This window comes from Nonomuraea sp. NPDC050783 (genome assembly GCF_040802095.1).
In the GTDB taxonomy this organism is placed as follows: Bacteria; Actinomycetota; Actinomycetes; order Streptosporangiales; family Streptosporangiaceae; genus Nonomuraea.
The window spans coordinates 904,474-928,087 of the sequence record NZ_JBFAHK010000001.1 but is presented as its reverse complement, the minus strand read 5'-3'; the positions used below and the strand labels follow the sequence as shown (position 1 = coordinate 928,087).

Sequence of the window (23,614 nt, the reverse complement as noted above, 5' to 3'; positions counted from 1 at the left end):
CTAGGCTCTCCTCGTATTTCCGGCCCTTTTCCGGCCTCACCTGGGGGGAGTTGCTCGCCGTTGTCCGCAGATGTCGAGACCGAAGCCGCCGACGCAGAAGGCAGAGCCGCAGAGAGCGGGAGCGAGGGCGCCGAGAGCGAAGGGGCGCGGCAGCCGTACGGGCTGCCGGGCAAGCCGCTCGCCCGCGGCCCGTTCCTGTTCGGGCTGGTCGGCGGCCTGGGAGTGCTGACGGCGATCGCGATCGCGCAGATGGTGGTCAACTCGCTGAGCACCATCATCCTGGTCGTGGTGGCGATGTTCCTGGCCGTCGGGCTCAACCCGGCCGTGGAGGCGTTACAGCGGCGCGGCCTGGCCAGGCGGGGCGCGATCTCGATCGTGTTCGCCGGGGTGGTCGTGGCGTTCGTGTTGTTCGGGCTGGCGATCGTGCCGCCGGTGGGCAAGGAGCTGGCGGACTTCGTCGCGGCGGTGCCCGGCTACCTCGACGAGCTGAGCGGCCATCCGACGCTGAGGCAGCTCGACGCCGACTACCAGATCATCCCGCGGCTCGCGCAGTTCGTGACGACCACCATGGGCCCGGCGCTGGCCACCGGCATCATGGGCGCGAGCCTCGTGGTGCTGGACGGCGTGTTCACCACGGTGACGCTGCTGGTGCTCATGCTGTACTTCCTCGGCTCGCTGCACACGATCAAGGCGTACCTGCTCAAGCTGGTGCCGGCCTCGCGCCGCGCGCGGACCGGCGCGATCAGCGAGGAGATCCTGAGCGGGATCGGCGGCTACGTCGCGGGCAACGTGCTCATCTCGATCATCGCGGGCGTGCTGACCTGGATCTTCCTGTCCGTCGCCGGCGTCAGGTACGCGCTCGCCCTCGCCCTGGTCGTCGCGCTGACGGACCTGATCCCGCTGGTGGGCGCCACGATCGGCGCGGTGGTGGTGACGGGCGTGGCGCTGCTGCAGTCGGTGCCGGTCGGCCTCGCCTGCGCCGTCTTCTTCCTCGTCTACCAGCAGATCGAGAACTACCTCATCTATCCCCGGGTGATGAAACGCTCGGTGGACGTGACGCCGGCCGTGACGGTGATCGCCGCGCTGTTCGGCGGGGCGTTGCTGGGCATCGTCGGCGCGCTGCTGGCGATCCCGGTGGCCGCCGCCATCGCGCTGATCATCCGCGAGGTGGTCATCCCCCGGCAGGCCCGGGCCTGACCGGCGCCGTCACCCGCGCCGTCGCCCGCGCCGTCACCCGCGCCGTCACCTGCGCGCGGCGCCCAGCTCCGTGCGCAGGAAGTCGGCCACGGCCGTGTTGAACGCCTCGGGCTGCTCGACCGCGCTGAGATGGCCGGCCTTGGGGATGACCTCCAGCCGCCCGGCGGGCGCCGCCTCGGCCATCGCCTTGGCCTCGGCGGGCGGCGTCAGCTCGTCCTCCTCGCCGACGACGACCAGCAGGGGGACCTTCAGCGCGGCGAGGGTCTCGGAGGAGTCGGGCCGCGCCGCCATGGCACGCTGCGCCCAGGCGACCGCGCCCGGCGGGGCGGACTGCACCAGCCCCTTGACCCGCCCGAACACCATGGCGCGCCGCTCCCTGGTGGTGGGCCCGATGAGCGCCGGCAGCACCTCGCTGACCAGCACCTCGCTGCCCTGCTCCAGCACGGCCCGCGCGATGCGCTCCCGGTTGTCGCGGGCCGGGGCCGGGTCGGGGACGGCCTTGGTGTCGGCGAGGATGAGACCGAGCAGCCGGTCGGGGTGCCTGCGGCAGAACGCCAGGGCGACGTAGCCGCCCATGGACAGCCCGCCGAGCACGGCCCGGTCGATGCCCTCGCCGTCGAGCAGCCTGGCGACGTCGTCGGCCATGAGGTCGAGCGACGGGTCGTCCTCGCCCAGCCGGGAGCCACCGAAGCCGCGCAGGTCGGGCGTGATGACCCGGCAGATCGCGGCCAGCCCTTCCCGCTGCGCCAGCCACATGGCCGAGGACAGGGGGAAGGCGTGAAGCAGCACAACCGGGAGCCCGGTCCCGGCCGATCTCGTGTAGAGCTGCACGGCCCCCACGGTAACGCGGTTCACGCGCATGAGCACACGATGTCGTATGCCGATATGCCGCAAAGCACATGACCGGTTAAGAGTCCGGCCCGCTCAGATGGCGGTGGCGCCGCCGTCCACGAAGAGCACCTGCCCGGTCACGTACGCCGACGCCTCGCTCGCCAGGAAGATCGCCGGCTGGGCCATCTCCTCCACGGTCCCCCAGCGCCGCATGGGCACGGAGGCGACCGTGGCCGCCCCGCCGGTCTCGTCCTCCCACAGGTTGCGGTTGAGCTCGGTGGCCGTCCAGCCGGGGCACAGGGCGTTGACCCGCACGCCGGCCCCCGCCCACTCCACGGCCAGCGTCTTGGTGAGCGCGACCAGCCCGGCCTTGGCGGCGGCGTACGGGGCCAGGAAGGGCGCGCCGAGCGCCGCCACCGAGGCCACGTTGATGACCGCGCCGCTCCCCCGCTCCAGCAGGTGGGGCGCGACCGCGTGGCAGACGACCATCGCCGAGTCGAGGTTGAGCCGCATGAGCTTGTCCCAGCCCGACAGCCGCAGGTCCTTGAACTCGACCATGAAGTTCGAGCCGCCCGCGTTGTTGACGACGATGTCGAGGTGGCCGAGCCCGTCGATCGCGGCGGCCACGGCGCCGGCGGCGGCCTCGCGGTCGGTGAGGTCGGCGGGCAGCACCACGGCCCTGCGGCCCAGGGCCTCGACCTCCTTGGCGACCTCGGCGAGCGCGTCGGCCGACCGCGACACCAGGGCCACGTCGGCGCCGGCGGCGGCGTAGGCGAGCGCGATGGCCCGCCCGATGCCCTTCGACGCCCCCGTGACCAGGGCCTGCTTACCGTTGAGATCGAACGCGCCCACGCCGCCTCCTCCGTTGCGTGCCAGCCGAACCGAACAAGATTCTATGGGTGTCCGCCGGGAACGCGGGAGCCCCCGTCCCGGACGGGTGTCCGTCCGGGGCGGGGGCCCGATGCGTCCTTTCTCCGATCCGGCTGCTGATCAGTTCGGGGGAATGGCCGGCGGCCGGAAGACCTCCCACAGGCGATAGAGCACCGTCGGCATCTTCGAGCGCGGCGTCTCCGACGCGTACGGCTTCGACGCCGGACCCCACGCGGTGCCCTGGTGGGCGATGCCGTCAGCTTCCCTGGGAGCCCCCCTCGTGTACGAACCCGTGGGCTGCACCCGGCCGAGCTGCTGGTCGATCGAGCGTTTCTGCGCCTCGCTCAGCCCGCGCGGCTGCGCGGAGTTCGGCGGCGTGCGCTGGGCCTTGGGCGGCGTCTGCCGCTGGACCGCCTTACGGCTGGTCGGGCGGACGGCGGGACGGTGCCGGACCGTGGCCTTGGACGGCCTGGCGGCCCGCCTGGTCACCGCCCTGCGCGCGGCCGCCGCGCGCCGCTGGGCCGCCTCGGCCCGTCGTTTCGCGGCCGCCGCCCGTCGCCGGGCCGCCGCCGCGGCGGCCCGCTGCCTGGCCAGCGCCGCCTTCTTCCTGGCCAGGGCGGCCGCCCGCTTCTTGGCGGCCTCCGCGGCTCTCTTCCTGGCCTCGGCGGCGGCCCGCTTCTTGGCGGCCTCCGCGGCCCGCCGCTTGGCCGCCTCGAGGGCCCGCTTCCTGGCCAGCGCGGCGGCCCTGCGCCGGGCCGCGGCCAGCGCCGCCCGCCTGGCGGCCGCCGCGGCCGCCCGCCGCGCCGCCGCGGCGGCCAGCCTCTTGGCCAACTCGCGCGCCGCGATCCGCGCCGCGATGCCGACCACGATCCAGAAGAGCTGGCCGTCGGGGTCGCTCATCGTGACGGGGCTGTTGTTGGCGTAGGAGTAGGCGTTGAGCTGCTGCGGCTCTCCCTCGTCGATGATCGGGTCCACCGAGAGGAAGCGGCCGTTGGCGGGGTCGTACTCGCGGGCGCCGAGGTGCACGAGCCCGGTGGTGGCGTCCTTGGTGCCGCCGACGAAGCCGCGCTGTCCCGGCCACCACGGCGGTGGTGCCCCCCGGTCCTCGCCGAACGGGGTCTGCCTGCGGATCGCCACGTCACCGGTGCCGGCGTTCACCATGGCCTGTGCCGTGCCCTGGTGGTCGTTGGCCATGAAGTAGACCTGGTTGTCCGGCGTGCGCACCGCGATGGCCTCGCCGCCGATGGTGTAGTAGCGGGTCTGCTCGACGGTGTCCTTGGCGTAGTCGAGCCGCAGCTCCATGTCGTCGATGTAGAGGGTGGCGTCGGTGGGCGTCTTGCGCAGCAGCCGGTCGCCGTCGGCGTCGTAGACGAACGAGGTCGTCCTGCCGCCCTCGGTCACCGACTCCAGGTTGCCCTCGGCGTCCCACACCAGGGTCTGGTCGGCGTTGCCGACCTTGCGCCTGGTGGTGTTGCCGGCGGCGTCGTAGCCGAACAGGTCGGCGCCGACGCTCTGCAGCGCGTGCGGCTGCTTGCCGCCGGCCGCCGGGTAGGTGTAGGTGCGCACCTGCTCGGCGGCGCCGCCCCAGGCGTGCTTGGTCTCCTTCGTACGGTTGCCGGTGACGTCGTAGGCGTAACTGACCGCGTACGGGGCCACGCCGCCGATCTTGCCGGACTGCGGGGCGCCGCTCGCGCAGTCGTCGGTGGCCGTCCACGCGGCGGTCAGCCGGCGCAGATGGTCGTGGGTGAAGCACTGGGTGTCCTGGACGGCCCGGTCGGCGATCTTGGTGACGTTGCCGGCCGCGTCGTAGCTGTAGGACAGGTCCAGGTCGCTGGCGGGCGCGCCGGCCCGGTCCAGCCGCATGCTGGTGAGCCTGCGGGTGCCCTCGTCGTGGGTGTAGGTCAGCCAGGTCTTCTTGCTGCCCTCGCCCAGCTCGTACTGGAGGGTCTCGCCGAGCTTGCTGTAACGGGCCGCGCTCACGTACGCCGACAGGCCGGTGACCTTGACCGGCTGGCTCAGCCCGTCGTAGCCGTAGACGACCGACTCCTCGGCCAGGCCGCCGCCGGCCGGGAAGCTGATCGACTGGACCTGGTCGTCGAGCGTGTAGCGGGTGTTGAGCTGGTAGGAACCCGCGAGCTTGCCCTCCCGTGCCGGGATGGTCACGGTCTGGCGGAGCGTGCGGTAGTCGGCGTCGATGTTGTTGATCTCGGCGGTGTACGCCTGCCCGTCCACGTACCGGATGGCGGCGTGCATGTGGCCCTTGGCCAGCCCGTCGTACTTCCACTCGGCCAGCAGCGTGCCGGTCGCCGAGCCCTCGCGCAGCTGCGTCTTGCGGCCGAGGGCGTCGTAGCCGTACCACAGGGTCCTGCCGCGCGCGTCGGTGGTGGTGACGATCTCGTCGGCGTCGTTGTACGTGGTGGTCGTGACGCCCTTGTCGGGGTCCTCCGTCCTGATCTCCCGGCCGCGCAGGTCGTAGTGGTGCCGCCAGACGTTGCCCGCCGCGTCGGTCACCGTCGCCAGCCGGCCGGCGCGGTCGTAGGTGTACTTGGTGGACTCGTACTCGCCGGTCGGGGTCGAGCCCTTGTACTGGCGCAGTTCGACGAGCCGGTCGTGCGCGTCACCGATCCGGGTGGTGGCGGTGTCGCCCGGCAGCGGCGTGATGTCCAGCCGGTCGCCCTGGTCCTTGACCGAGACGCGGTACTTCTCCACGCCCTTGACCTTGAAGACCTCGGCGTTGACCTCGCCCGTGCCGTCGTACAGCGACACGACCTGGGTGGGGACGGCGGCGTCGGCCACCGCGAGCAGGTCGGTGGACGGCTTGCCGGTGGCGAAGTAGCCGGTGTTGGCCTTGTGATCCTCTCCCTGGGAGTTGTAGAAGGTGTCGGTGATCGTGCGCCCCTCGCGCAGCGCCGGATCCTGCGCCTGGTCGTCGACGGGGGCCGGTTCCTGGGTTTGACGCTCGCGCATCAGGCCGTCGAACAGCTCGTGACTGGTGGTGTAGCTGCCGTCGGCGTTCAGCGTCTTGGTCGTGACGACGCTGGGGCCGTCGTTGCGCACCTGGTAGGAGAACTCGGTGCTGGGCGACTGGTCGGCGGCCTTGCTGCGGTCCGGCTGCCAGACCTTGATGAGCCGGCCGAGCGCGTCGTACTCCATGTCCACGCGCCGGCCCGCGGCGTCGATCTCGGCGGTCGGCTCGCCCCAGGCCGGTTCGAGCAGGGTGCGCTCGGTGTGGCCGAGCTGGTTGGTCTCGGTGGTCTCCGTCGGCAGGGCGCCGGAGGCCGGGACGTAGGTGGTGACGGACTTGGTGCCGACCGGGTCGGTCTCGCTGGTCTCGCGGCCGTAGGCGTCGTACGTGCGGGCGCTGCCGGTGATCGTCTGCCCGTCGGGCGAGACGAGCTCCTGCACCGTGGTCACGTCGCCCTTGGTCGGGGCCTGGCCGTGCGACTGGCCGTCGTACTGGATCTTCTCGTCGGACAGGATCTCGTCGGCGGCCAGCTTGGCCGTCCCGGTGGCGCAGCCGGCCGCGACCTTCTGCACCCGGCTGGGGAAGTCGAGCATCCAGCTCGTGTCGTTGCGGGCGTAGGTGTAGCGGATGCACTGGTCGTCGTCGGCGGTGGCCAGGTCGCCCTTCTCCTCGACCTGCAGCAGCAGGCCCTTGGTGTCGTACGCGCGATCCTCGCCGGTCCGCTGCCACTTGCCGCCCGACACCGCCGTGCGGGTGACCATGGACGCGGGCTGCACCACGTACGCGGTCTTGGTGACGCCGCCCTGCGTGGACTCGGCGGTCTTGGCCGACCAGGCGTCCTGCACGGTCGCGGTCAGCACCGCGCCGCCGTCACCGTCGAAGAGGATCTCCTCCCGCTCGAACCCGGCGAGCTGGTCGAGGTCGTCCCGCTTGACGCCCTCGGAGTCCTCCACCTGGACGCTGCGCTTGGAGCCGTCGGCCAGTTTGTCGCCGTGCATGCCGCGGAAGTAGCGGAACTCCGTCAGCGTGCGCTTGCCGTCCTGCCCGTCGCCCTCGCGGACGCGGACCCGGCCGTAGCCGCGGTAGTCGGCCCACGTGCGGTGCTCGGGCTTGACCAGCATGTTGTCGGCGTAGTGCCAGGCCGCGCCGTCGAGGTACTCGTAGTCGGTGACCACGTTCGGCGAGCCGGCCACCCGGTCCACCTCCAGGGTCTGGGTGACCAGGTACTTGTGGAACCAGTCGGTGACCTCGGTCTCGTTCGGCGGGGCCCAGCGCTGCGGGAAGCAGCGCCTGGTGTTCTTGTCGGCCGCGGGCACGTCGCCCGGCTTGCAGTCGGCCGCCGAGTAGTTGACCCGCAGCTCGCCGCCGTACTCGTTGTCGATGGCCTGCACCCGCCACTTGACCAGCGGCGCCCGGCCCTCGTTCGCGTCCACCCTGTTGGGCAGCTGCACGCCGGTGAACGTCACCGGCGGCAACGTGATCGTGCCGCCCACGTGGCCGGTCTGCCGGATCGAGGCCAGCCACAGCGCCGGGCTCATGCCGTCGCCGGAGGCGGGGAACTGGTGCGTCAGCGCCCACGAGTCCACCGGGGTGAACTGGCCGGCGGCGTTGCGCACCTGCGTGGTGACCTTGGCCAGCCGCTTGCGGGTGAAGAACGTCGGCGCGAGGCGGTCGGTGCACTTCACCCCGCTGTCGCAGATCTGGTCGAACGGCACGTCCGGCCAGTGGCCCGCGGTCTCCTTCTTGAGCTGCTCGGGCGCGCAGGTGACCGAGCCGCTGGGCAGGCAGCGCTCGGCCACGTCGAACACCACGCGGGCGGCCGGCTGCTTGGTGAACAGCTCGTTGCCGAGGTAGCCGTAGTCGATGCGGGTGAGGTACGCGCCGCGCACGTACGGGGTGCCCAGCTCCGGCTTCATGGTACGGCCGTAGTAGTTGGTCTCGCGCTCGTACCAGTACGTGGTGGCGTTGCCGTGCGTGTCCACCTCGTAGTCGAGGTTCCACCGGTAGGCCTGCTGGCACCAGGCGTTGGCCGGGGTGCTGCTGTAGCAGGGCTCGCCGCTGTTGTTGCCGAACACCGGCACGGTCTGCACGGACTTGGTCTCGGCCTTGCCGCTGGCCCAGCCGGGCAGCCGATTCAGCCCGAAGGTGTACTGGGTGCCGTCCGGCGTGGTGACCCGCCAGTACTCGCCGTTGTTGTCGCCGTTGGTGGCGCCGGTCAGGTACTCGATCCTGGTGCCGTCGTCACGCTTGGGCCGCCACTGCTTGGTGGTGGCGTCCTTGACCAGCTCGACCGACGAGTCGCCGAGCGACATGATGGCGTTGTCCTGGTCCCAGCACAGGTCGCCGGTCTTCTTGCCGTCGAGCATGCACGACTTGTACCGGCGCTCGATGAAGCCGCCGGGGTTCAGCTCGAAGCCCTCTCCGGCCCAGGACGTCTGGTTGTTGGTGGACACCGTGCGCCCGTCCACGCTCTGCGAGGAGTAGCCGAGCGAGACCTCCGGCTCCTCGCCGCCCAGCGACGGCGGCACGCGCAGCTCGTAGTTCCAGCTGAAGTCGCCGGACTGGGTGCCGACGCTCCAGTCGGACGCCGCCGACAGGGAGGTGGCGGCGTGGTCGCCCGACGGTCCTGACGGCGCGGCGGTCACCGCGTACAGGCCGGCCGTCTCGACCTCGGCGGTCACCGTGCCGTCCGTGGCGTTGTTCTCGCTCTTGACCGGCGTGGGCTGCGGGCAGTCCGCCGCGCCGGTGAGCGCGCACTCCTCCAGCTTCACCACGCGCAGGCGGGCGCCGTAGTCGCCGCCGTAGGCGTAGCGGAACGAGGAGTAGTCGATCTCCAGCCGGGTCGTCGCCTTGCCGGCCGAGCGGGCGGCCGCCGCGCTCCCGGCCGGTGAGACGCGCATCGTGAGGCCGAGCCGGTCGGACTTGGCGGGGTCGAGCAGCTCGACCTTGACGGGGGTCGCCTCGGCCGCCTCGGCCGACTCGGCCGACTCCGCGGACCTGGCGTTCTTCGCGGCCTTCCGCGGCGGGGCCAGCCTGATCGGGAAGTCGCCCGCGGCGAGGGTCCTGGCCGCCGCGTCCGTGCCGCCCAGCTCGGCGGTCTGCGGCTTCGGCCAGCTCACGCCGGGCGGGGCCGTCCATGCCTGCTTGGTGACCGGATTGTCCAGCGGGGGCAGGACCGGGACCTTGCCGCCCTTGACCGGGGTCTCCCGCTGCACCCGGGGAGCGGGGCGAGGGGCGGCCTCGGCGGGCATGGCGTACGCCATGGGGGCGATGAGGATGACGGACAGGACCGTGGCCAGGCGGCGCGGCCAGGGGGACTCGGGCTTCGGGTGGAGGAAGCGGTTCCAGTAGGAGTCGGGGGCGTCGGCGAGTTCCGGAGTTTCCGGAGGACGGTTCCAGCGGGATTCGGGCAGCTCTAACTCACTCGGCAGATCCATGGACTCTCCCAGTCGGGTGGTGCTGCTCTTGGAGGGGGTGTACTGGGCGAAAGGAGGGTTATTGGGCGGCGAGTTGGGCGATCTGGTCGGCGTCGAGCACGCCGTCATAGGTGCGGACGTCGTCCACGGCACCCGGCCAGTGGCCGGTCAGGACGCCGGCGCTCTTGGTGCGGCCCAGGTGCAGCGGGCCGGTGGCGTTCCAGGTGCTGGTGTGGGCGGTGACCGTGGTGGCGGACAGGCGGCCGTTGACGTAGACGCGCAGCTCCCCGGCCAGCGGGTCGTACACGCCGGCCACGTGGGTCCACTCCATCGGGTTGGCGAGGGAGTCGGAGCGGGTCCGTACCAGGGTGGCGGTGTCGGTGTCGGCGCCGGCCATCCCGAACGTCCAGCGCTGCTGGGCCTTGTCGTAGCCGAGCTGGAACCCGGCGGCCCGGTTGCCGGTCTGCGCCACCGCCGCGGCGTCGGCCGCCGGGAGGTAGTCGAGCTGGGCCCACAGGGCGACCGTGAAGCCGCCGGAGGTGACGACGGCGGGCCTGGCCGTCTGGGCCGCGCCGGTGGTGCCGTCGAGCGCGAGCGCGCCGTCCAGCCAGCCGGAGGTCCAGGAGGCGGCGCCGGTGAGCGTCGCGGGCGTGGCCCGGCCGGAGGAGTCGGCGGCGGCGGTGCCGCTCTCCTCGTCCAGCTTCCAGTGGCCGACCAGCGTGGAGGCGCTGTGGATCAGGTCGGCGACCTCGTCGGCGAACACCGCCCGGCCGTAGACCCGCACGTCGTCCACGTCGCCCGGCCAGGGCTCGGCCGGGGCCCCGGCCGCCTTGCCGCGGCCGACGGTCAGCGGGCCGGTGGCGTTCCACGGCTGCGCGAAGGCGACCGCGGACTCCAGGCGGCCGTTGACGTAGAGCGAGAGCTTCCCGGCCGCCGCGTCGTAGACGCCGGTCAGGTGGGTCCACTCGTTCAGGCGGGGCGCGGCGGCCGACAGGGCCCGGGTGGTCGCCGCGCCGTCGGCGTCGGCGGCCGTGCCGGCCAGCGCCCAGCGGTCGTCGGCCTTGGAGTACTGGAGGGCGAACGCGCCGGTCCTGCCGCCTTCCTGGGTGAGCAGGGTGGCCGTGGCGGCGTTGGAGGTCAGGCGGGCCCAGGCGGCGACGGTGAAGTTGCGGCTGGTGTCGGTGACCGGGCCGGCGGTCTGGGCGTAGCCGCCGGCCGGCCTCAGCCCCGAGCCGGTGCGGCCGGCCGTCCACGCCGTGCCGTACAGGGTCGCCGGGTGGGCGCCCGTGGCGTCGCCGGCCGTGCCGCCCTGGCCCTCGTCCAGCGGCCAGTGGGCGGCCGGCGGGCGGCCGGGGTTGACGTTGAAGACGTACGTGCGGATCGGGCCGAGCTGCCCGGCGCGGTCCTTGCTGCGGACCGACAGCACGTTGGGGCCGTCGTGGCGCGGGGTGAGCCGGATCGTGGCCCTGCCGTCCTCGCCGGGCGTGACCGGCACGCTCGGGTTCGCGTCGAGCCCGTAGACGTAGGAGGCCACGTCGGGGACGCCGTTGGGGCCGAAGGCGAACGAGCCCGCCAGGCCCAGGCCGTCGCTCCAGGCGTTCTCCGCGTACTCCGGTGAGGAGACCTCGGGCTCGCGTCCTGGCGCGGTGGCGTCCACCGTGGCCTCGCACCACGGGCTCCAGGCGCTGGTGGCCTTGCCGTCCTCGGCGCGGACCCGCCAGCGCAGCAGGGCGCCGTCGGCGTACAGGGCGGCCGGGATCGTCGCGGAGAAGGCGGTGCCGGAGGAGCCGAGCGGGGTGACGTACTCGCCGATCTTGGTGCCGGCGGCGTCGTACCACTCGAAGCGGCCCTTGACCGAGTTGTCGGCGTCCTTGAGCTTGGCCCACAGCTTCGGCGTGGTGGTGCTGATCACCGGCCGGTCGTCGCCGGAGGCGCACGGGCCGCCCGGGTCGGACCAGGCGTCGGCGGCGGCGGGCGCGGACGGGAGCGAGTTGTACTCGATGACCAGGCTCGGGTTGTTCTTGAACTTCTTCCAGGCGTAGACGTCGCTCTCGCTGGTCGCCCGCAGGCCGATGGTGATGTTGGCCCACTTGCCCGCGGCGGCGTTGGCCACCTGCGCGGTGACGTCGAACTCGACGCCGCCCGGCATGCAGGACGAGCCCCAGCCCTTGGCCACGTTGACCGTGGACAGCTTGGTGACCCACTTGGGCTGGTTGTTCCAGGTGGTGCTCTTGCTGATCGCGTTCGTCGCCCACGCCTCGACCTTGCGGGCGCTGCACGAGTACGACCACGTCTCGTACGTGCGCAGCGTCCCCTTGATGATCTGCTTGCCGTGGATCGTCGAGCCGGTGTTCATCTGGAAGAACGAGCGGTTGGTCTGCGAGTCGACGTGGCCCACCCGGGCGACGTCGCTGGAGTTGAGGTAGTTGGAGCTGGGCCAGTTGCTCCAGACGGCCGTCCACGCGCCGCGCGCCGCCGAGAAGTACGGGTCCAGGTAGACCGGGTACTTGGTCCGCGGATCGGACAACATCGCGCGGTCCGGCCGCAGCCTGAGCTGCCGGCCGGTCAGCTCCACGCCCATCCTGGCCTCCCGCGCCTCGGGCGAGCGGCCCTCCCTGAGCGCCTTCGGGCCGGCGATGCCCTCGGAGTCCCACATCTTCGGCGTGGGCGCGATGAAGATCGTGCCCTTCCGCTCGTCGCGGGCCTCCAGGTTGCCCGCCTTGTCGGTGGCGACGGACAGGCCGTGAGCGGTCAGCGGGAACGTCAGCTCGCTCACGCTGCGCGCCGCGTCCCTGGACTTGACCACGAGCAGGTGGGAGAAGCCGTCCACGTCGGCGGTGACCTGGAGGTCCACGCCCGGCAGGACCTCGGGGTAGGTGGCGGTGTCGCCGCTCAGCGTCGGCTTGGGCAGCGTGCCCGGCCAGCCCAGCTCCAGGGCCTTGGCCCCGCGCGACAGGCGGGCCAGCGGCGCCTGGCCGCCGCCGGAGAACGTCAGCCCGGCCGCGGTGGCGACGGGCTCGACCGCGCCGTCGGGCCGCAGCCGCAGCGTGGTGTCCACGGGGACCCAGCGGTCGTCCTTGCGCACCCGCACCGGGCGGGCGTGCTGCTCCAGGGTGAAGGTGCCGTCCGGGTTGGCGAAGACCTGGCGGGTCTCGCTGAGCAGGGACTCCACCTCGACGCGCCGGTTCTCGCGCCGGGCCAGGATCGACGCCTGCCTCTCCGCGCCCGGCCCGTCGCCCTTCGCGGCCTGCCCGTCGTTTCCTACGTCCTGCCCGTCGTCTCTTGCGGCCTGCTCCGGCGGCGCCGCGGCATGCGCCGCCGGAGGGGTCTCGGCCGCGGCGGGCGGCACCTGCGCCAGAGCCGCCACCACCATCGGGAACGCCATCGCCGCCGCACTGATCGAACGCACGACCCGCATCTGTCCTCGCCCATGCTGAGCAGGGGTTACGCGCGGAACGGAGGCCGTCCGGCGTCTCCACGATCTTCGGTTGACGCTCGGATTCTCACCCTGCGTCAGTCGGCGGGTCCAGAGTTCTGCTCATATTGTTCAAGAAAAGCTTCATAGGCCGCAGCTATCTGCAAATTGTCGTCATATCTCGGTGGGAAGCGGGTATGCCGAAGGGTTGACCCGCTTGACGATCTCGTCGAGCGCGATGCGCACGTACGGCTCCCCCACCCACAGGTGCTTGGCCCCGTCCACCCCGACGACCTCGGCCTGCGGCACCCGGGCGAAACGCTCGCGCGCCTCCTCCGGCCGCAGGTAGTCGTCGAACTCGGGCACCAGCGCGACCAGCGGCCGGCCGAAGCGCGCCCAGGCGTCCAGGTCGGCCTCGGTGGCCCTGTGCAGCGGCGGCGAGAGCAGGATCGCGCCCTCCACCAGCGGGTCGTGGGCCCACTTGAGCGCCAGCTCGGTGCCGAACGACCAGCCGACCACCCACACGTGCGGCAGGTCGTGGAACTCGGCGTACTCCAGCGCGGCGGCGACGTCGTACCGCTCGCCCTCGCCGCCGTCGAACGCCCCCTCGGAGGTGCCGCGTTCCGAGGAGGTGCCGCGCGTGTTGAAGCGCAGCACCGCCAGGTCGGCCAGGGCCGGCAGGCGGTTGGCGGCCTTCTTGTAGACGTGGCTGTCCATGAAACCGCCGTGGGTCGGCAGCGGGTGCAGGGTCACCAGCGTCGCGACCGGCGGGCGGTCGAGCGGCAGGGCCAGCTCGCCGACCAGGGTCAGGCCGTCGGCCGTGTGCAGCTCGATCGGCTCCCGCCGGGCCGGCAGCACGGTCGCCGCGCGAATCTCCACCATCGTTCCTCTCGGGGGCTTTTCCTCAGTAACGGCTGCGGCCGGGGCCGCGATCGAGCCTCTTGCGCCAGCAGGGCTGGTGCCAGTGGCGGCGCTCCTCGTCGCCGCCCGCCCAGTCGGGCCAGGCCACCAGATGCGACTGGCCGCGGCGGATCTCCTGGTCACACCCCGGGCAGCGGTAGTCCTTCGTCGAGGACGCGCCCGTGAGCATGCGGACCTTCCACTGGCCGTCCGGCCACTCCTCCACCTTGTCCAGGCCGGCCGGAGAACCGAGGGGACGGGAGGACTCCTTCCGGCGGGCCCTTCTCGGGCTCATCCCGTGCTGCCTCCAGACCCTGCGAACGCCATGCGTCCAGTTTTCCAGAGCCGCTAAGGTGGATCGTCATGCGGCTGGTCATCGCGCGGTGCAGCGTGGATTACATCGGAAGGCTCACGGCACATCTGCCGATGGCGCCGAGGCTCGTGCTCATCAAGGCCGACGGCAGCGTGAGCATCCACGCCGACGACCGCGCGTTCAAGCCGCTCAACTGGATGAACCCGCCGTGCAGGCTCAAGGAGGACGGCGAGACCTGGACGGTCACCCACGGCAAGACCGGCGAGAAGCTGGTCCTGACCATGGCCGAGATCCTCCACGACTCCAGCCACGAGCTGGGCGTCGACCCCGGCCTGATCAAGGACGGCGTGGAGGCCCACCTCCAGGAGCTGCTCGCCGAGCACATCACCACGCTGGGCGAGGGCTACACCCTGATCCGGCGCGAGTACATGACGGCCATCGGCCCCGTCGACATCCTCTGCCGCGACGCGCTGGGGGCCACGGTGGCGGTCGAGATCAAGCGGCGCGGCGAGATCGACGGCGTCGAGCAGCTCACCCGCTACCTGGAGCTGCTCAACCGCGACCCGCTGCTGGCCCCGGTCCGCGGCGTCTTCGCCGCCCAGGAGATCAAGCCCCAGGCCAGGGTGCTCGCCACCGACCGCGGCATCCACTGCGTCACCCTCGACTACGACGCCCTGCGCGGCATCGAGCCCGAGAACCCGACCCTGTTCTGACCCGGCCCCGCCGCCCCGGCCGCCCTAGTAAGCGCTGGCTTACCGGATTATCGTGGCGGCATGACCACGACGTTCGAATCGCTGAACCCGGCCACCGGTGAGGTCGTCGGGAGTCATCCCAAGCAGGGGCCTGAGGACGTACGGGCCGCCGTCGGGCGGGCCGAGGAGGCCGCCGCCTGGTGGGCGGGGCTGGGGCACGCCGAGCGGCGGCGCCGGCTGCTCGACTACAAGGCCGTCGTCACCCGCCACCTGCGCGAGCTGGCCCGGCTGGTGCACGAGGAGACCGGCAAGCCGGTGGGCGACGCCACGCTGGAGATCGTGCTGGCGATCACCCACCTCGACTGGGCCGCGCGCAACGCGCAGAAGGTGCTGGGCCGGCGGCGGGTCGCCACCGGGATGATCGGGCTCAACCTGGCCGCCACGCTGGAGTACCTGCCGCTGGGCGTCGTGGGGGTCATCGGGCCCTGGAACTACCCGGTCTTCACCCCTATGGGGTCGATCGCGTACGCGCTGGCGGCCGGGAACGCCGTGGTGTTCAAGCCGAGTGAGTTCACTCCCGGGGTCGGGGTGCGGCTGGCCGAGCTGTTCGCCGAGTCGGTGCCCGAGCGGCCGGTGTTCCAGGCCGTCACCGGGCTGGGCGAGACGGGCGCCGCGCTGGCGGGCGACCCCCGGGTACGGAAGATCGCCTTCACCGGATCGACCGCCACGGCCAAGCGTGTCATGGCCGCCTGCGCCGACAACCTCACGCCGATCGTGGCCGAGTGCGGCGGCAAGGACGCCTTCATCGTGGACGCCGACGCCGACCTGAGCGCCGCCGCCGACGCCTGCCTGTGGGGCGCGATGTCCAACGCGGGGCAGACGTGCGTGGGCGTCGAGCGGGTCTACGTCGTGGACGCGGTCTATGAAGGTTTCATGCGGGAGCTGTCGGAGCGGGTGAGCCGGGTGCGGGCCGGCGAGGAGTACGGGCCGATCACCATGCCCGCCCAGGTCGAGGTGATCAAGCGGCACATCGACGACGCCGCCAAGGCGGGCCGGGTGGTCGCGGGCGGCCCGGAGGCGGTGCGGCCGCCGTACGTGGACCCGGTCATCGTCGAGGACGTGCCCGAGGACTCCCCCGCCGTGCGCGAGGAGACCTTCGGCCCGACCATCACCGTCCGCCGTACCCGCGACGCGCGGGAGGCGCTGGAGCTGGCCAACGCCTCGGCGTACGGCCTGGGCGGGACGGTGTTCTCCAGGAACGCGCGCCGGGCGACGGAGCTGGCCCGCCTCATGCGTACCGGCATGACGGCGATCAACTCGGTCATCTCGTTCGCCGGGGTGCCGGCGCTGCCGTTCGGCGGTGTGGGAGACTCGGGCTTCGGACGCATCCACGGGGCCGACGGCCTGCGCGAGTTCACCAGGCCGAAGGCCATCTCGCGGCAGCGTTTCGCGATGCCCGGGATGAACCTGACCTCGTTCTCCCGCGGCCCCGCCGAACTTGAGCGACTGATCAGACTTGTCACGTTCTTGCACGGACGACGTAAAAGATAATCTTCGCACCCTTTCCCTAAACGGATCATCCGTCCATAATTGTGTGCTCTGGGGGCCACGATCATGTTGGACGGGTGGATTGTGAACCGGTCTTACCGGGGAATGTCGGCTGAGCAAAGGCTGGCAGACAGACGCGAGCGGCTGATGACAGCCGCCTACACGCTATACGCGAAGCCGGGTTTCGCGGCGACGACCATCGAAAGGTTGTGCTCGGAGGCGCGGATCTCCAACCGCGCCTTCTACGAATGTTTCGGTGGGCGCGAGGAGCTGCTTCAGGCGCTGCACGAGCGGTGCGTGGAGGAAAGCCTGGCGGTCGTGGCCAAAGCGTTACAGGAAGCGCCCAACACGCTTGACGGCCGGATCAAGGCCGGCATTCGCGCCTATATCGAGTTCGCCACGGCCGACTGGCGGCGCGCTCGCATCATGCACGTTGAGGTGCGCAGATCAGGAGATGTCCTGACAATGTCGCGCCAGCGGGCCGTGGATGCCTTCGCCCGGATCATCCAGGAGGCTTCCGCCGAATTCCCCCAGGAGCCGCACCTGAATCGGCGCCTGCTGGCACTCGGAGTCATAGGGGCGTTACAGGAGTTGCTCATCGAATGGCTGCTGTCCGAGACGCAGCCGGCGATCGACGAACTGGTGGCGGCCGCCGTGCACATCTTCATGAGGAGCCTCGGCGGCCCCGCGACGGCGAGCAGTACGCGCCCGGCACACACCGGATAAATCAGCATTAGCCGCTGTATTCAGCGTCATATGTCATGGATGCGTGCCAGCCGTAATCTGGATTTTGTCTAAGTCGCGAAAGAGCGGGCGGCGGCTGATCGTCGCCCGCTCCGATATGTCCCCTCAGGCCACCGCGGCCGGCTGAGCCTCCACGTGCAGGACCCGATTCAGCCGGGTCACCGCCAGGATCCGCATGATCCGCGGTGGCACCCCCCGTAGGACGAGGCGGCGTTGCGCGCCCAGCGCGCGCCGATGCGCGCCCACGAGCACGCCGAGGCCGGTCGCGTCGATCATCTCCAGCTTGGAGAGATCGAGGATCAGGTCGCCCTCACCGGCGTCGAGCGCGTCGTGCAGCAGCTCGCGCACCCCCGCTGACGTGCCGGCGTCGAGCCTGGCCCCGATCCGCACCACCTGAGCCCTCGGATTGCCCCGGACGCGCATGCCACCTCCTCAATCACGCGCTCCTCACGCACGCGCACAGCCGGCTCGGCTCGTGCGCACTCGCGCGCGGGACGAGCCTCCTGCATGTCACCTCTACCCATCTACGGGCAGGGACACGACAGCTTCGAGCAGGAACTCTCCTTCTCCCGTCGGGCGGGCCTCCAGCTCGCCGCCCACGGCGGCCAGCCGCTCCCCCATGCCCGCCAGGCCGCTGCCCAGGTCATCGGCCTGCCGCCGGGCCACCCCGTCGTTGCGGACGGTCAGCCGCGCCTGCTCGGCCGTGAAGCGGATGGTGATGTCGCAGAACGTCGCCGTGCTGTGCTTGAGCACGTTGGTGACCGCCTCGCGCACGGCGTAGGCGAAGACGGGGGCCAGCCCGCCGGGCAGGTCGCGGTAGGGCAGGCGCGTCTCGCAGCGGACCCCGGCCGCTTCGAGCACCGCCTTCACGCTGTCCAGCTCGGCGGCCAGGTCGAGCTCGCGGTAGCCGCGCACGGCCTCGCGCAGCTCGCGCAGCGCCTGCCGGGTGAGCGTGTTGATCTCGGTCATCTCGGACCTGGCCGCCGCCGGGTCGGCGTCCGCCAGGCGGGCGGCCAGCGCGGTCTTGACGGCGATGGCCGAGAGCCGGTGCCCCACGAGGTCGTGCAGGTCGCGGGCGAAGCGCAGCCGCTCCTCGGCCAGCGCCAGCCGCGTGTGCGCCTCCCGGCCCTCGTGCGCCTGCACGGCCAGCCCCCAGATCCACAACCACAACCGGCCGGACGGCGGCAGGATCGCGCACCAGAGGCAGGAGACCGCGCCGTAGACGAAGACCGCCTCCCCCACGCTCAGGCCGGCGTCGCCCGTCCCGGTCACCACCCCCAGCACGCCGATCCCCACGGCGGCCACGAAGGTCCCGGCCGCCTGCAGGACCGCCGTGCGCTTGCTCACCCGCAGCGTGGCGACGGTCAGCCAGGTCATGAGCATGAAGCCCCAGCCGAAGGGGTTGCCCCCGCCGGCGACCGCCCCGGCCATCGCGAGGGCCGCGGTGGCCACGACCTCGCGGAGCGGGTAGCGGCCGGCGATCAGGGCGTCGATCGCCCGCCAGGCCACCCAGGTGAAGCCCAGCGCGGCCGCGGACGCGGGCACGGCGCGCCACCAGGGGAACCCGCCCGCTCTGATGAGGGTCACGCTGTCGAGCGCGAGCAGAATCCACATCAGGACCAGACCGGACAGGAGGATGATCCAGGTGACGCGCCGTGCGCGTTGGAGCTCGTTCACCTACTTGGCGCGCAGCACGTCGCCCAGCTTGAGCCGGGCGCCCGTGCGCAGCACCGCCCGCCGGTACACGCGGGCCCCGAAGGACAGCACCGCGAGCACGGCCAGCACCATGGCCGCCATCGACGCGCCTACCTGCCACAGCGGCACCTCGGTCGCCGCCATCCGCACCGGCATGACCATCGACGAGAACGGCGGCACGTACGACACCACCGTGGCCAGCGTGCCCGTGGGGTCGCTGGTGGCGTAGAAGGCCACGAAGTAGGTCACCATGATGACCATGGTCAGCGGCGACATGACGGTGCCGACCTCCTCCTGGCGGGAGACCAGCGAGGCGAACGCGGCCGACAGCGTCGCGAAGAAGGCGTACCCCAGCACGAACCACACCAGGACCGCCACCACGAGCCCCGCGAGGCCGGGCGGGAAGTCGGCGGCCAGGCCGGAGACCGACGCGGCGGCGAGGCCGACGCCCAGGATCGTGACCAGGTTGATCAGGCCGATCACCCCGAGCCCGATGATCTTGCCGGCGAGCAGCTGCCACGGGCGCAGCGTGGCCAGCAGGATCTCCACGATCCGGCTGCCCTTCTCCTCGACCACGCCCATCGCCACCATCATGACCTGGCTCATGAGCAGCATGAACAGCACCAGCACGAGCACCACGGCGATCCCGGTGCGGGCCGACTCGTACTGCGCGCCGGGGTCCACGGGCTGCACCTGCAACGGCGGGATCGACACGCCCGCCGCGCCGAGCCTCACCTCCCGGTTGACGCTCTGCAACAGCACGCCGAGCTGCTCGTCGAGCTGCCCCCGCGTGAGCACCCTGGCCCCGTCGACCAGCACCGCGTCCACGTCCCCGTCGAGCACGGCCTGCCGGGCCGCGGCCTCGTCGGGGAACGAGCGCCACTCGAACTCCGCCTCCGGCGCCGCCGCCTCCAGCGGGAGCCGCTGGCTGTTGACGGTGCCGAGGGTGTAGGAGTCCGACCCGCCCATGAGCTTGGGCGCGAAGGAGACCGCCGCCACCAGGAGGGCGGTCACCAGCAGGCCGATGACGAACCCCTTCGTCCGGACCTGCGTCACGATCTCCCTGCGGGCGACCAGCATCGCACCGTTCACGCCACGGCCTCCTTGAAGATCTCGGTGAGGGTCGGGTGCTCGACGCCGAAGTGCTCGACGTGCCCGGCCTTGATCGCGCGGCGCAGGATCTCCTGGTCGTCGCCGCCGTTGACGCGCAGGACGTGCCGGTCGCCCTGGACGGTGACCGTGCCCGGCAGGCCGTCCGACCAGCCGGGGGCGGGGTCGCGCACCACCACGCGCAGCGTGTCGCCCTCGGCCGAGCGCAGCTCGGCCACCGTGCCGGAGGCCACCATGCGCCCGGCCGAGACGATGCCGACCGAGTCGCACAGCCGCTCGACGAGGTCGAGCTGGTGGCTGGAGAAGATCACCGGCACGCCGCCCCTGCACCGCTCCTGCAACGTCGTGGCCAGCGCGTCCACGGCGATCGGGTCCAGCCCGGAGAACGGCTCGTCCAGCACCAGCACCTCGGGGTCGTGCACCAGCGCCACCGCGAGCTGCACGCGCTGCTGGTTGCCCAGCGACAGCGCCTGCACCGCGTCGTTCCTGCGCTCGGCCACGCCCAGCCGCTCCATCAGCTCCTCGGTGGCCTTCCTCGCGGCGGGGGCGCTCAGCCCGTGCAGCCGGCCGAAGTACTCGATCTGCTCGGCGACCCGCATCTTCTGGTACAGCCCGCGCTCCTCCGGCATGTAGCCGAAGCGGCGGCGGGCCTCGTAGTCGAGCGGCCGGCCCTGCCAGCTCACCGAGCCTGAGTCCGCCTGGAGCACCCCCATGACGATGCGCATGGTGGTCGTCTTCCCGGCGCCGTTCGCGCCCACGAACCCGAACATCTCACCCGGTCGCACCGTGAAGCCGACACCGTCCAGCGCGACCTTGTCGCCGGGGGCGTCGGGGCCGCCCGCGAAGCGCTTGCGCAGCTCGCTGATCTCCAGCATCAGGTCCTCTCCTTCGTCATGGGTCAATAGTGGCCTTCGCCCAGTTCATCCAGGTAGTCGGAGAAATCACGGGCCGGGGGTGCATCCCGCGTCCGATCCGGATGACTTTTGTCATTACGCTGAGGCCATGACGCGCGCCGACAAGGACAAACCGGTCGTCCTCTCCCGCATCTACACGCGTGCCGGTGACGACGGCACCACCAACCTGAGCGACATGAGCCGGACCGCCAAGACCGATCCGCGGCTGGCCGCCTACGCCGACGTGGAGGAGGCCAACGCCCACCTCGGGCTGGCGCTGTCGTTCGGCACGCTGCCCGGCGAGCTGGCCGAGCTGCTGGCCCGCGTCCAGAACGAGCTGTTCGACGTCGGGGCCGACCTGGCCACGCCGGTGACCGACAACCCCGAGTTCCCTCCGCTGCGGGTCGAGCAGTCCTACATCGACCGGCTGGAGGAGCAGTGCGACCGCCTCAACGCGGACCTGCGGCCGCTGCGCAGCTTCATCCTGCCCGGCGGCGACCCCGCCACCGCCGCGCTGCACGTGGCCCGCGTCACCGTGCGCCGGGCCGAGCGCTCGACCTGGGCCGCCCTGGAAGCGCACGACGACATGAACCGGCTGACGGCCACCTACCTCAACCGGCTGTCGGACCTGCTGTTCATCGCCTGCCGGGTGGCCCACGCCGGCCAGGAGATCCTCTGGAGGCCCGGAGGCACCCGCTGAGCGCCTGTCAGGCCACGTCGAGGTAGGCGCTGGGCGGCGCGGACTCCAGCCACGCCAGGAAGCCCGTCAGCGCGTCCGCGCTCATCGCCAGCGACAGGCCGGGCGTGCTGCCGCTGCAGTCCACCGCGTAGAGCCCGTCGCCGAGCTCGCGCCGGGCGGATACGACGAGGCCGCGCCTCGCGATCGCGTGGCGCGGCCTCAGTCGGACGCCCAGGAGCGGGATCCAGTGGAGCTCCCCGTCGGCGTAGCGGGCCACCCCGCCGCGCCAGCCTTGGTCACCGGCCCGCAGCCGGCAGGGTACGCTGCCGCGCGAGCGCGTGAGCATCACCGCGCGCAACACCCCGAGGGCGGCAAGCAGCACTACGAGAATCCCGACCGTCGCCACCATGCCGCCCCCTGAAACCTGTGTTATACCTCTTCGCCAGCCGCGCGGAGCCGAGCCCTGGCACGCTTGGCCTCGATCGCCGCGTCGGCGTCCTCCTGGTTGGCCTCGATCGAGGCCTGAGCCCGGTCGAGAGCGTCACGGGCAGCCGCGACGTCGACCTCCGACCCGAGCTCGGCGACCTCGGCGAGCACGGACACCTCATTGTCGGCCACGGAGATGAACCCGCCGTGAACGGCCGCCACGAGATCGCCCTCGCCCTCCCGCTTGACGCGCAGCACGCCGCCCTCGACGAGGACGCCGAGCACAGGTGCGTGTTGCGGCATAATACCGATCTCGCCGTCCACGGTCTTGGCAATCACCATGTCGGCCTCGCCCGACCAGATCTCACGCTCGGGTGAGACAACCCCTACGCGTAGCTTCGCCACGATGCAGGTTCCTTTCCGATCAGATGGCGGCGCGGGACGACGCCCGCGCCGCCACCGTTAGGCGATTAGCGACGCTTGAGTTCCTCGGCCTTGGCCACCGCCTGGTCGATGCCACCGACCATGAAGAACGCCTGCTCGGGCAGGTGGTCGTACTCACCCGCGCACAGGCCCTTGAAGGAGGCGATGGTCTCGTCCAGGGGCACGGTCTCGCCCGGCTGGCCGGTGAAGGCCTCGGCCGCGTACATCGGGTGCGACAGGAAGCGCTCGATGCGGCGGGCCCGCTGGACGGTGACCTTGTCCTCCTCGGACAGCTCGTCGATACCGAGGATCGCGATGATGTCCTGGAGCTCGCGGTACTTCTGCAGGATCCGCTTGGTCTCCTGGGCCACCCGGTAGTGCTCCTCGCCCACGATCTGCGGGTCGAGGATGCGGGAGGAGGAGTCGAGCGGGTCCACCGCGGGGTAGATGCCCTTCTCCGAGATCGGCCGCGACAGAACGGTCTGCGCGTCGAGGTGCGCGAACGCGTTGTGCGGGGCCGGGTCGGTGATGTCGTCGGCGGGCACGTAGATCGCCTGCATGGAGGTGATCGAGTGACCGCGCGTCGAGGTGATGCGCTCCTGAAGCACGCCCATCTCGTCGGCCAGCGTCGGCTGGTAGCCCACCGCGGACGGCATGCGGCCGAGCAGGGTGGAGACCTCGGAGCCGGCCTGCGTGAAGCGGAAGATGTTGTCGATGAAGAGCAGCACGTCCTGCTTCTGCACGTCGCGGAAGTACTCCGCCATCGTCAGGGCGGACAGGGCGACCCGCAGCCGGGTGCCCGGCGGCTCGTCCATCTGGCCGAAGACGAGCGCGGTGTCCTTGAGGACGTCCGCCTCCTCCATCTCCAGCCAGAGGTCGTTGCCCTCACGGGTGCGCTCGCCGACACCGGCGAAGCACGACGTACCGCCGAAGTTGCGGGCGACACGGCGGATCATCTCCTGGATGAGCACCGTCTTGCCCACGCCGGCGCCACCGAACAGGCCGATCTTGCCACCCTGCACGTACGGGGTGAGCAGGTCGATGACCTTGATGCCGGTGACCAGCAGCTCGGTGCGGGACTCCAGCTGGTCGAAGGCCGGAGCCGGACGGTGGATGCCCCACCGCTCCTCGATCTTCAGCGACGCGGTCGGGACGTCCAGCGTCTCGCCCAGCGCGTTCCACACGTGGCCCTTGACGACGTCACCGACCGGCACCGAGATCGGCGCGCCGGTGTCCTGGACCGCCTGGCCGCGGACCAGGCCGTCGGTGGGCTGCATGGAGATGGCGCGGACCAGGTTGTCGCCCAGGTGCTGGGCGACCTCCAGGGTCAGCGTCTTGGTCTCGCCGCCGAGGGTCACCTCGACCTTGAGCGCGTTATAGATGTCGGGCATCGCGTCGACGGGGAACTCCACGTCGACGACGGCGCCGGTGACGCGTGCCACGCGGCCTGTGCCGGCCGCGGGGGCTTCTACAGTTTCAACAGCCTCTGCAGTCATT

At 71.6% G+C, this 23,614-nt stretch carries 18 protein-coding genes; 5 read left to right on the top strand and 13 right to left on the bottom strand.

Annotation, left to right across the window (positions count from 1 at the left end; genetic code table 11):
- Positions 1 to 60 precede the first annotated feature (60 nt).
- On the top strand, positions 61 to 1,197 hold the full coding sequence (locus AB0H75_RS04265; RefSeq protein WP_367790051.1) for an AI-2E family transporter: 1,137 nt from the start codon (positions 61 to 63) through the stop codon (positions 1,195 to 1,197).
- 45 nt (positions 1,198 to 1,242) lie between these two features.
- Here the strand turns inward: AB0H75_RS04265 and AB0H75_RS04260 are convergent, their stop codons facing one another.
- The 6 genes from AB0H75_RS04260 to AB0H75_RS04235 form a co-directional block, all read right to left on the bottom strand.
- Positions 1,243 to 2,052, bottom strand: coding sequence for an alpha/beta fold hydrolase (locus AB0H75_RS04260; protein ID WP_367790048.1), 810 nt, complete (start codon positions 2,050 to 2,052; stop codon positions 1,243 to 1,245).
- 69 nt (positions 2,053 to 2,121) lie between these two features.
- On the bottom strand, positions 2,122 to 2,880 hold the full coding sequence (locus tag AB0H75_RS04255) for an SDR family NAD(P)-dependent oxidoreductase (RefSeq protein WP_367790045.1): 759 nt from the start codon (positions 2,878 to 2,880) through the stop codon (positions 2,122 to 2,124).
- 138 nt (positions 2,881 to 3,018) lie between these two features.
- Positions 3,019 to 9,300, bottom strand: a complete 6,282-nt coding sequence (locus AB0H75_RS04250; RefSeq protein ID WP_367790042.1) for an RHS repeat domain-containing protein — start codon at positions 9,298 to 9,300, stop codon at positions 3,019 to 3,021.
- Between the two features lie 58 nt (positions 9,301 to 9,358).
- The gene (locus AB0H75_RS04245) at positions 9,359 to 12,688 is read right to left on the bottom strand and encodes a LamG-like jellyroll fold domain-containing protein (protein WP_367790039.1); all 3,330 of its coding nucleotides are present in this window, start codon (positions 12,686 to 12,688) and stop codon (positions 9,359 to 9,361) included.
- 180 nt (positions 12,689 to 12,868) lie between these two features.
- Positions 12,869 to 13,573, bottom strand: coding sequence for an alpha/beta hydrolase (locus AB0H75_RS04240; RefSeq protein WP_367790482.1), 705 nt, complete (start codon positions 13,571 to 13,573; stop codon positions 12,869 to 12,871).
- A gap of 25 nt (positions 13,574 to 13,598) precedes the next feature.
- Positions 13,599 to 13,889, bottom strand: a complete 291-nt coding sequence (locus AB0H75_RS04235; RefSeq protein ID WP_367790036.1) for an ATP/GTP-binding protein — start codon at positions 13,887 to 13,889, stop codon at positions 13,599 to 13,601.
- 68 nt (positions 13,890 to 13,957) lie between these two features.
- Between AB0H75_RS04235 and nucS the strand changes: the two genes are divergently transcribed.
- The 3 genes from nucS (at position 13,958) to AB0H75_RS04220 (ending at position 16,873) form a co-directional block, all read left to right on the top strand.
- Positions 13,958 to 14,620 (top strand): endonuclease NucS, encoded by a 663-nt coding sequence (nucS, locus tag AB0H75_RS04230; protein WP_367790033.1) that lies wholly within the window; start codon positions 13,958 to 13,960, stop codon positions 14,618 to 14,620.
- A 60-nt stretch (positions 14,621 to 14,680) separates the two neighbouring features.
- On the top strand, positions 14,681 to 16,150 hold the full coding sequence (locus AB0H75_RS04225; RefSeq protein ID WP_367790030.1) for an aldehyde dehydrogenase family protein: 1,470 nt from the start codon (positions 14,681 to 14,683) through the stop codon (positions 16,148 to 16,150).
- Positions 16,151 to 16,294: 144 nt separating this feature from the next.
- The gene (locus tag AB0H75_RS04220) at positions 16,295 to 16,873 is read left to right on the top strand and encodes a TetR/AcrR family transcriptional regulator (protein ID WP_367790027.1); all 579 of its coding nucleotides are present in this window, start codon (positions 16,295 to 16,297) and stop codon (positions 16,871 to 16,873) included.
- Positions 16,874 to 16,996: 123 nt separating this feature from the next.
- Here the strand turns inward: AB0H75_RS04220 and AB0H75_RS04215 are convergent, their stop codons facing one another.
- The 4 genes from AB0H75_RS04215 to AB0H75_RS04200 all read right to left on the bottom strand — a co-directional run bounded on the left by AB0H75_RS04215 (position 16,997) and on the right by AB0H75_RS04200 (position 20,571).
- Complete coding sequence (locus AB0H75_RS04215; protein WP_367790023.1) at positions 16,997 to 17,314, bottom strand: STAS domain-containing protein; 318 nt, start codon at positions 17,312 to 17,314, stop codon at positions 16,997 to 16,999.
- 93 nt (positions 17,315 to 17,407) lie between these two features.
- Positions 17,408 to 18,568 (bottom strand): sensor histidine kinase, encoded by a 1,161-nt coding sequence (locus AB0H75_RS04210; protein WP_367790020.1) that lies wholly within the window; start codon positions 18,566 to 18,568, stop codon positions 17,408 to 17,410.
- The gene (locus AB0H75_RS04205; RefSeq protein ID WP_367790017.1) at positions 18,569 to 19,678 is read right to left on the bottom strand and encodes an ABC transporter permease; all 1,110 of its coding nucleotides are present in this window, start codon (positions 19,676 to 19,678) and stop codon (positions 18,569 to 18,571) included. It abuts the gene before it with no gap.
- Positions 19,675 to 20,571, bottom strand: a complete 897-nt coding sequence (locus AB0H75_RS04200) for an ABC transporter ATP-binding protein (RefSeq protein ID WP_367790014.1) — start codon at positions 20,569 to 20,571, stop codon at positions 19,675 to 19,677. The genes AB0H75_RS04205 and AB0H75_RS04200 overlap by 4 nt, the downstream gene beginning before the upstream one ends.
- A gap of 127 nt (positions 20,572 to 20,698) precedes the next feature.
- Here AB0H75_RS04200 and AB0H75_RS04195 point away from each other — a divergent pair, with 127 nt between their 5' ends.
- Positions 20,699 to 21,289 (top strand): cob(I)yrinic acid a,c-diamide adenosyltransferase, encoded by a 591-nt coding sequence (locus AB0H75_RS04195; RefSeq protein ID WP_367790011.1) that lies wholly within the window; start codon positions 20,699 to 20,701, stop codon positions 21,287 to 21,289.
- A gap of 7 nt (positions 21,290 to 21,296) precedes the next feature.
- Here the strand turns inward: AB0H75_RS04195 and AB0H75_RS04190 are convergent, their stop codons facing one another.
- From AB0H75_RS04190 to atpD, 3 genes are all read right to left on the bottom strand, one after another.
- A complete protein-coding gene (locus tag AB0H75_RS04190; RefSeq protein WP_367790008.1) occupies positions 21,297 to 21,650 on the bottom strand; it encodes a DUF2550 family protein in 354 nt (117 codons plus the stop codon).
- Positions 21,651 to 21,697: 47 nt separating this feature from the next.
- Complete coding sequence (locus AB0H75_RS04185; RefSeq protein ID WP_138666580.1) at positions 21,698 to 22,099, bottom strand: F0F1 ATP synthase subunit epsilon; 402 nt, start codon at positions 22,097 to 22,099, stop codon at positions 21,698 to 21,700.
- Positions 22,100 to 22,164: 65 nt separating this feature from the next.
- Positions 22,165 to 23,613, bottom strand: coding sequence for a F0F1 ATP synthase subunit beta (gene atpD, locus AB0H75_RS04180; protein WP_367790005.1), 1,449 nt, complete (start codon positions 23,611 to 23,613; stop codon positions 22,165 to 22,167).
- Between the last annotated feature and the right edge of the window lies 1 nt (position 23,614).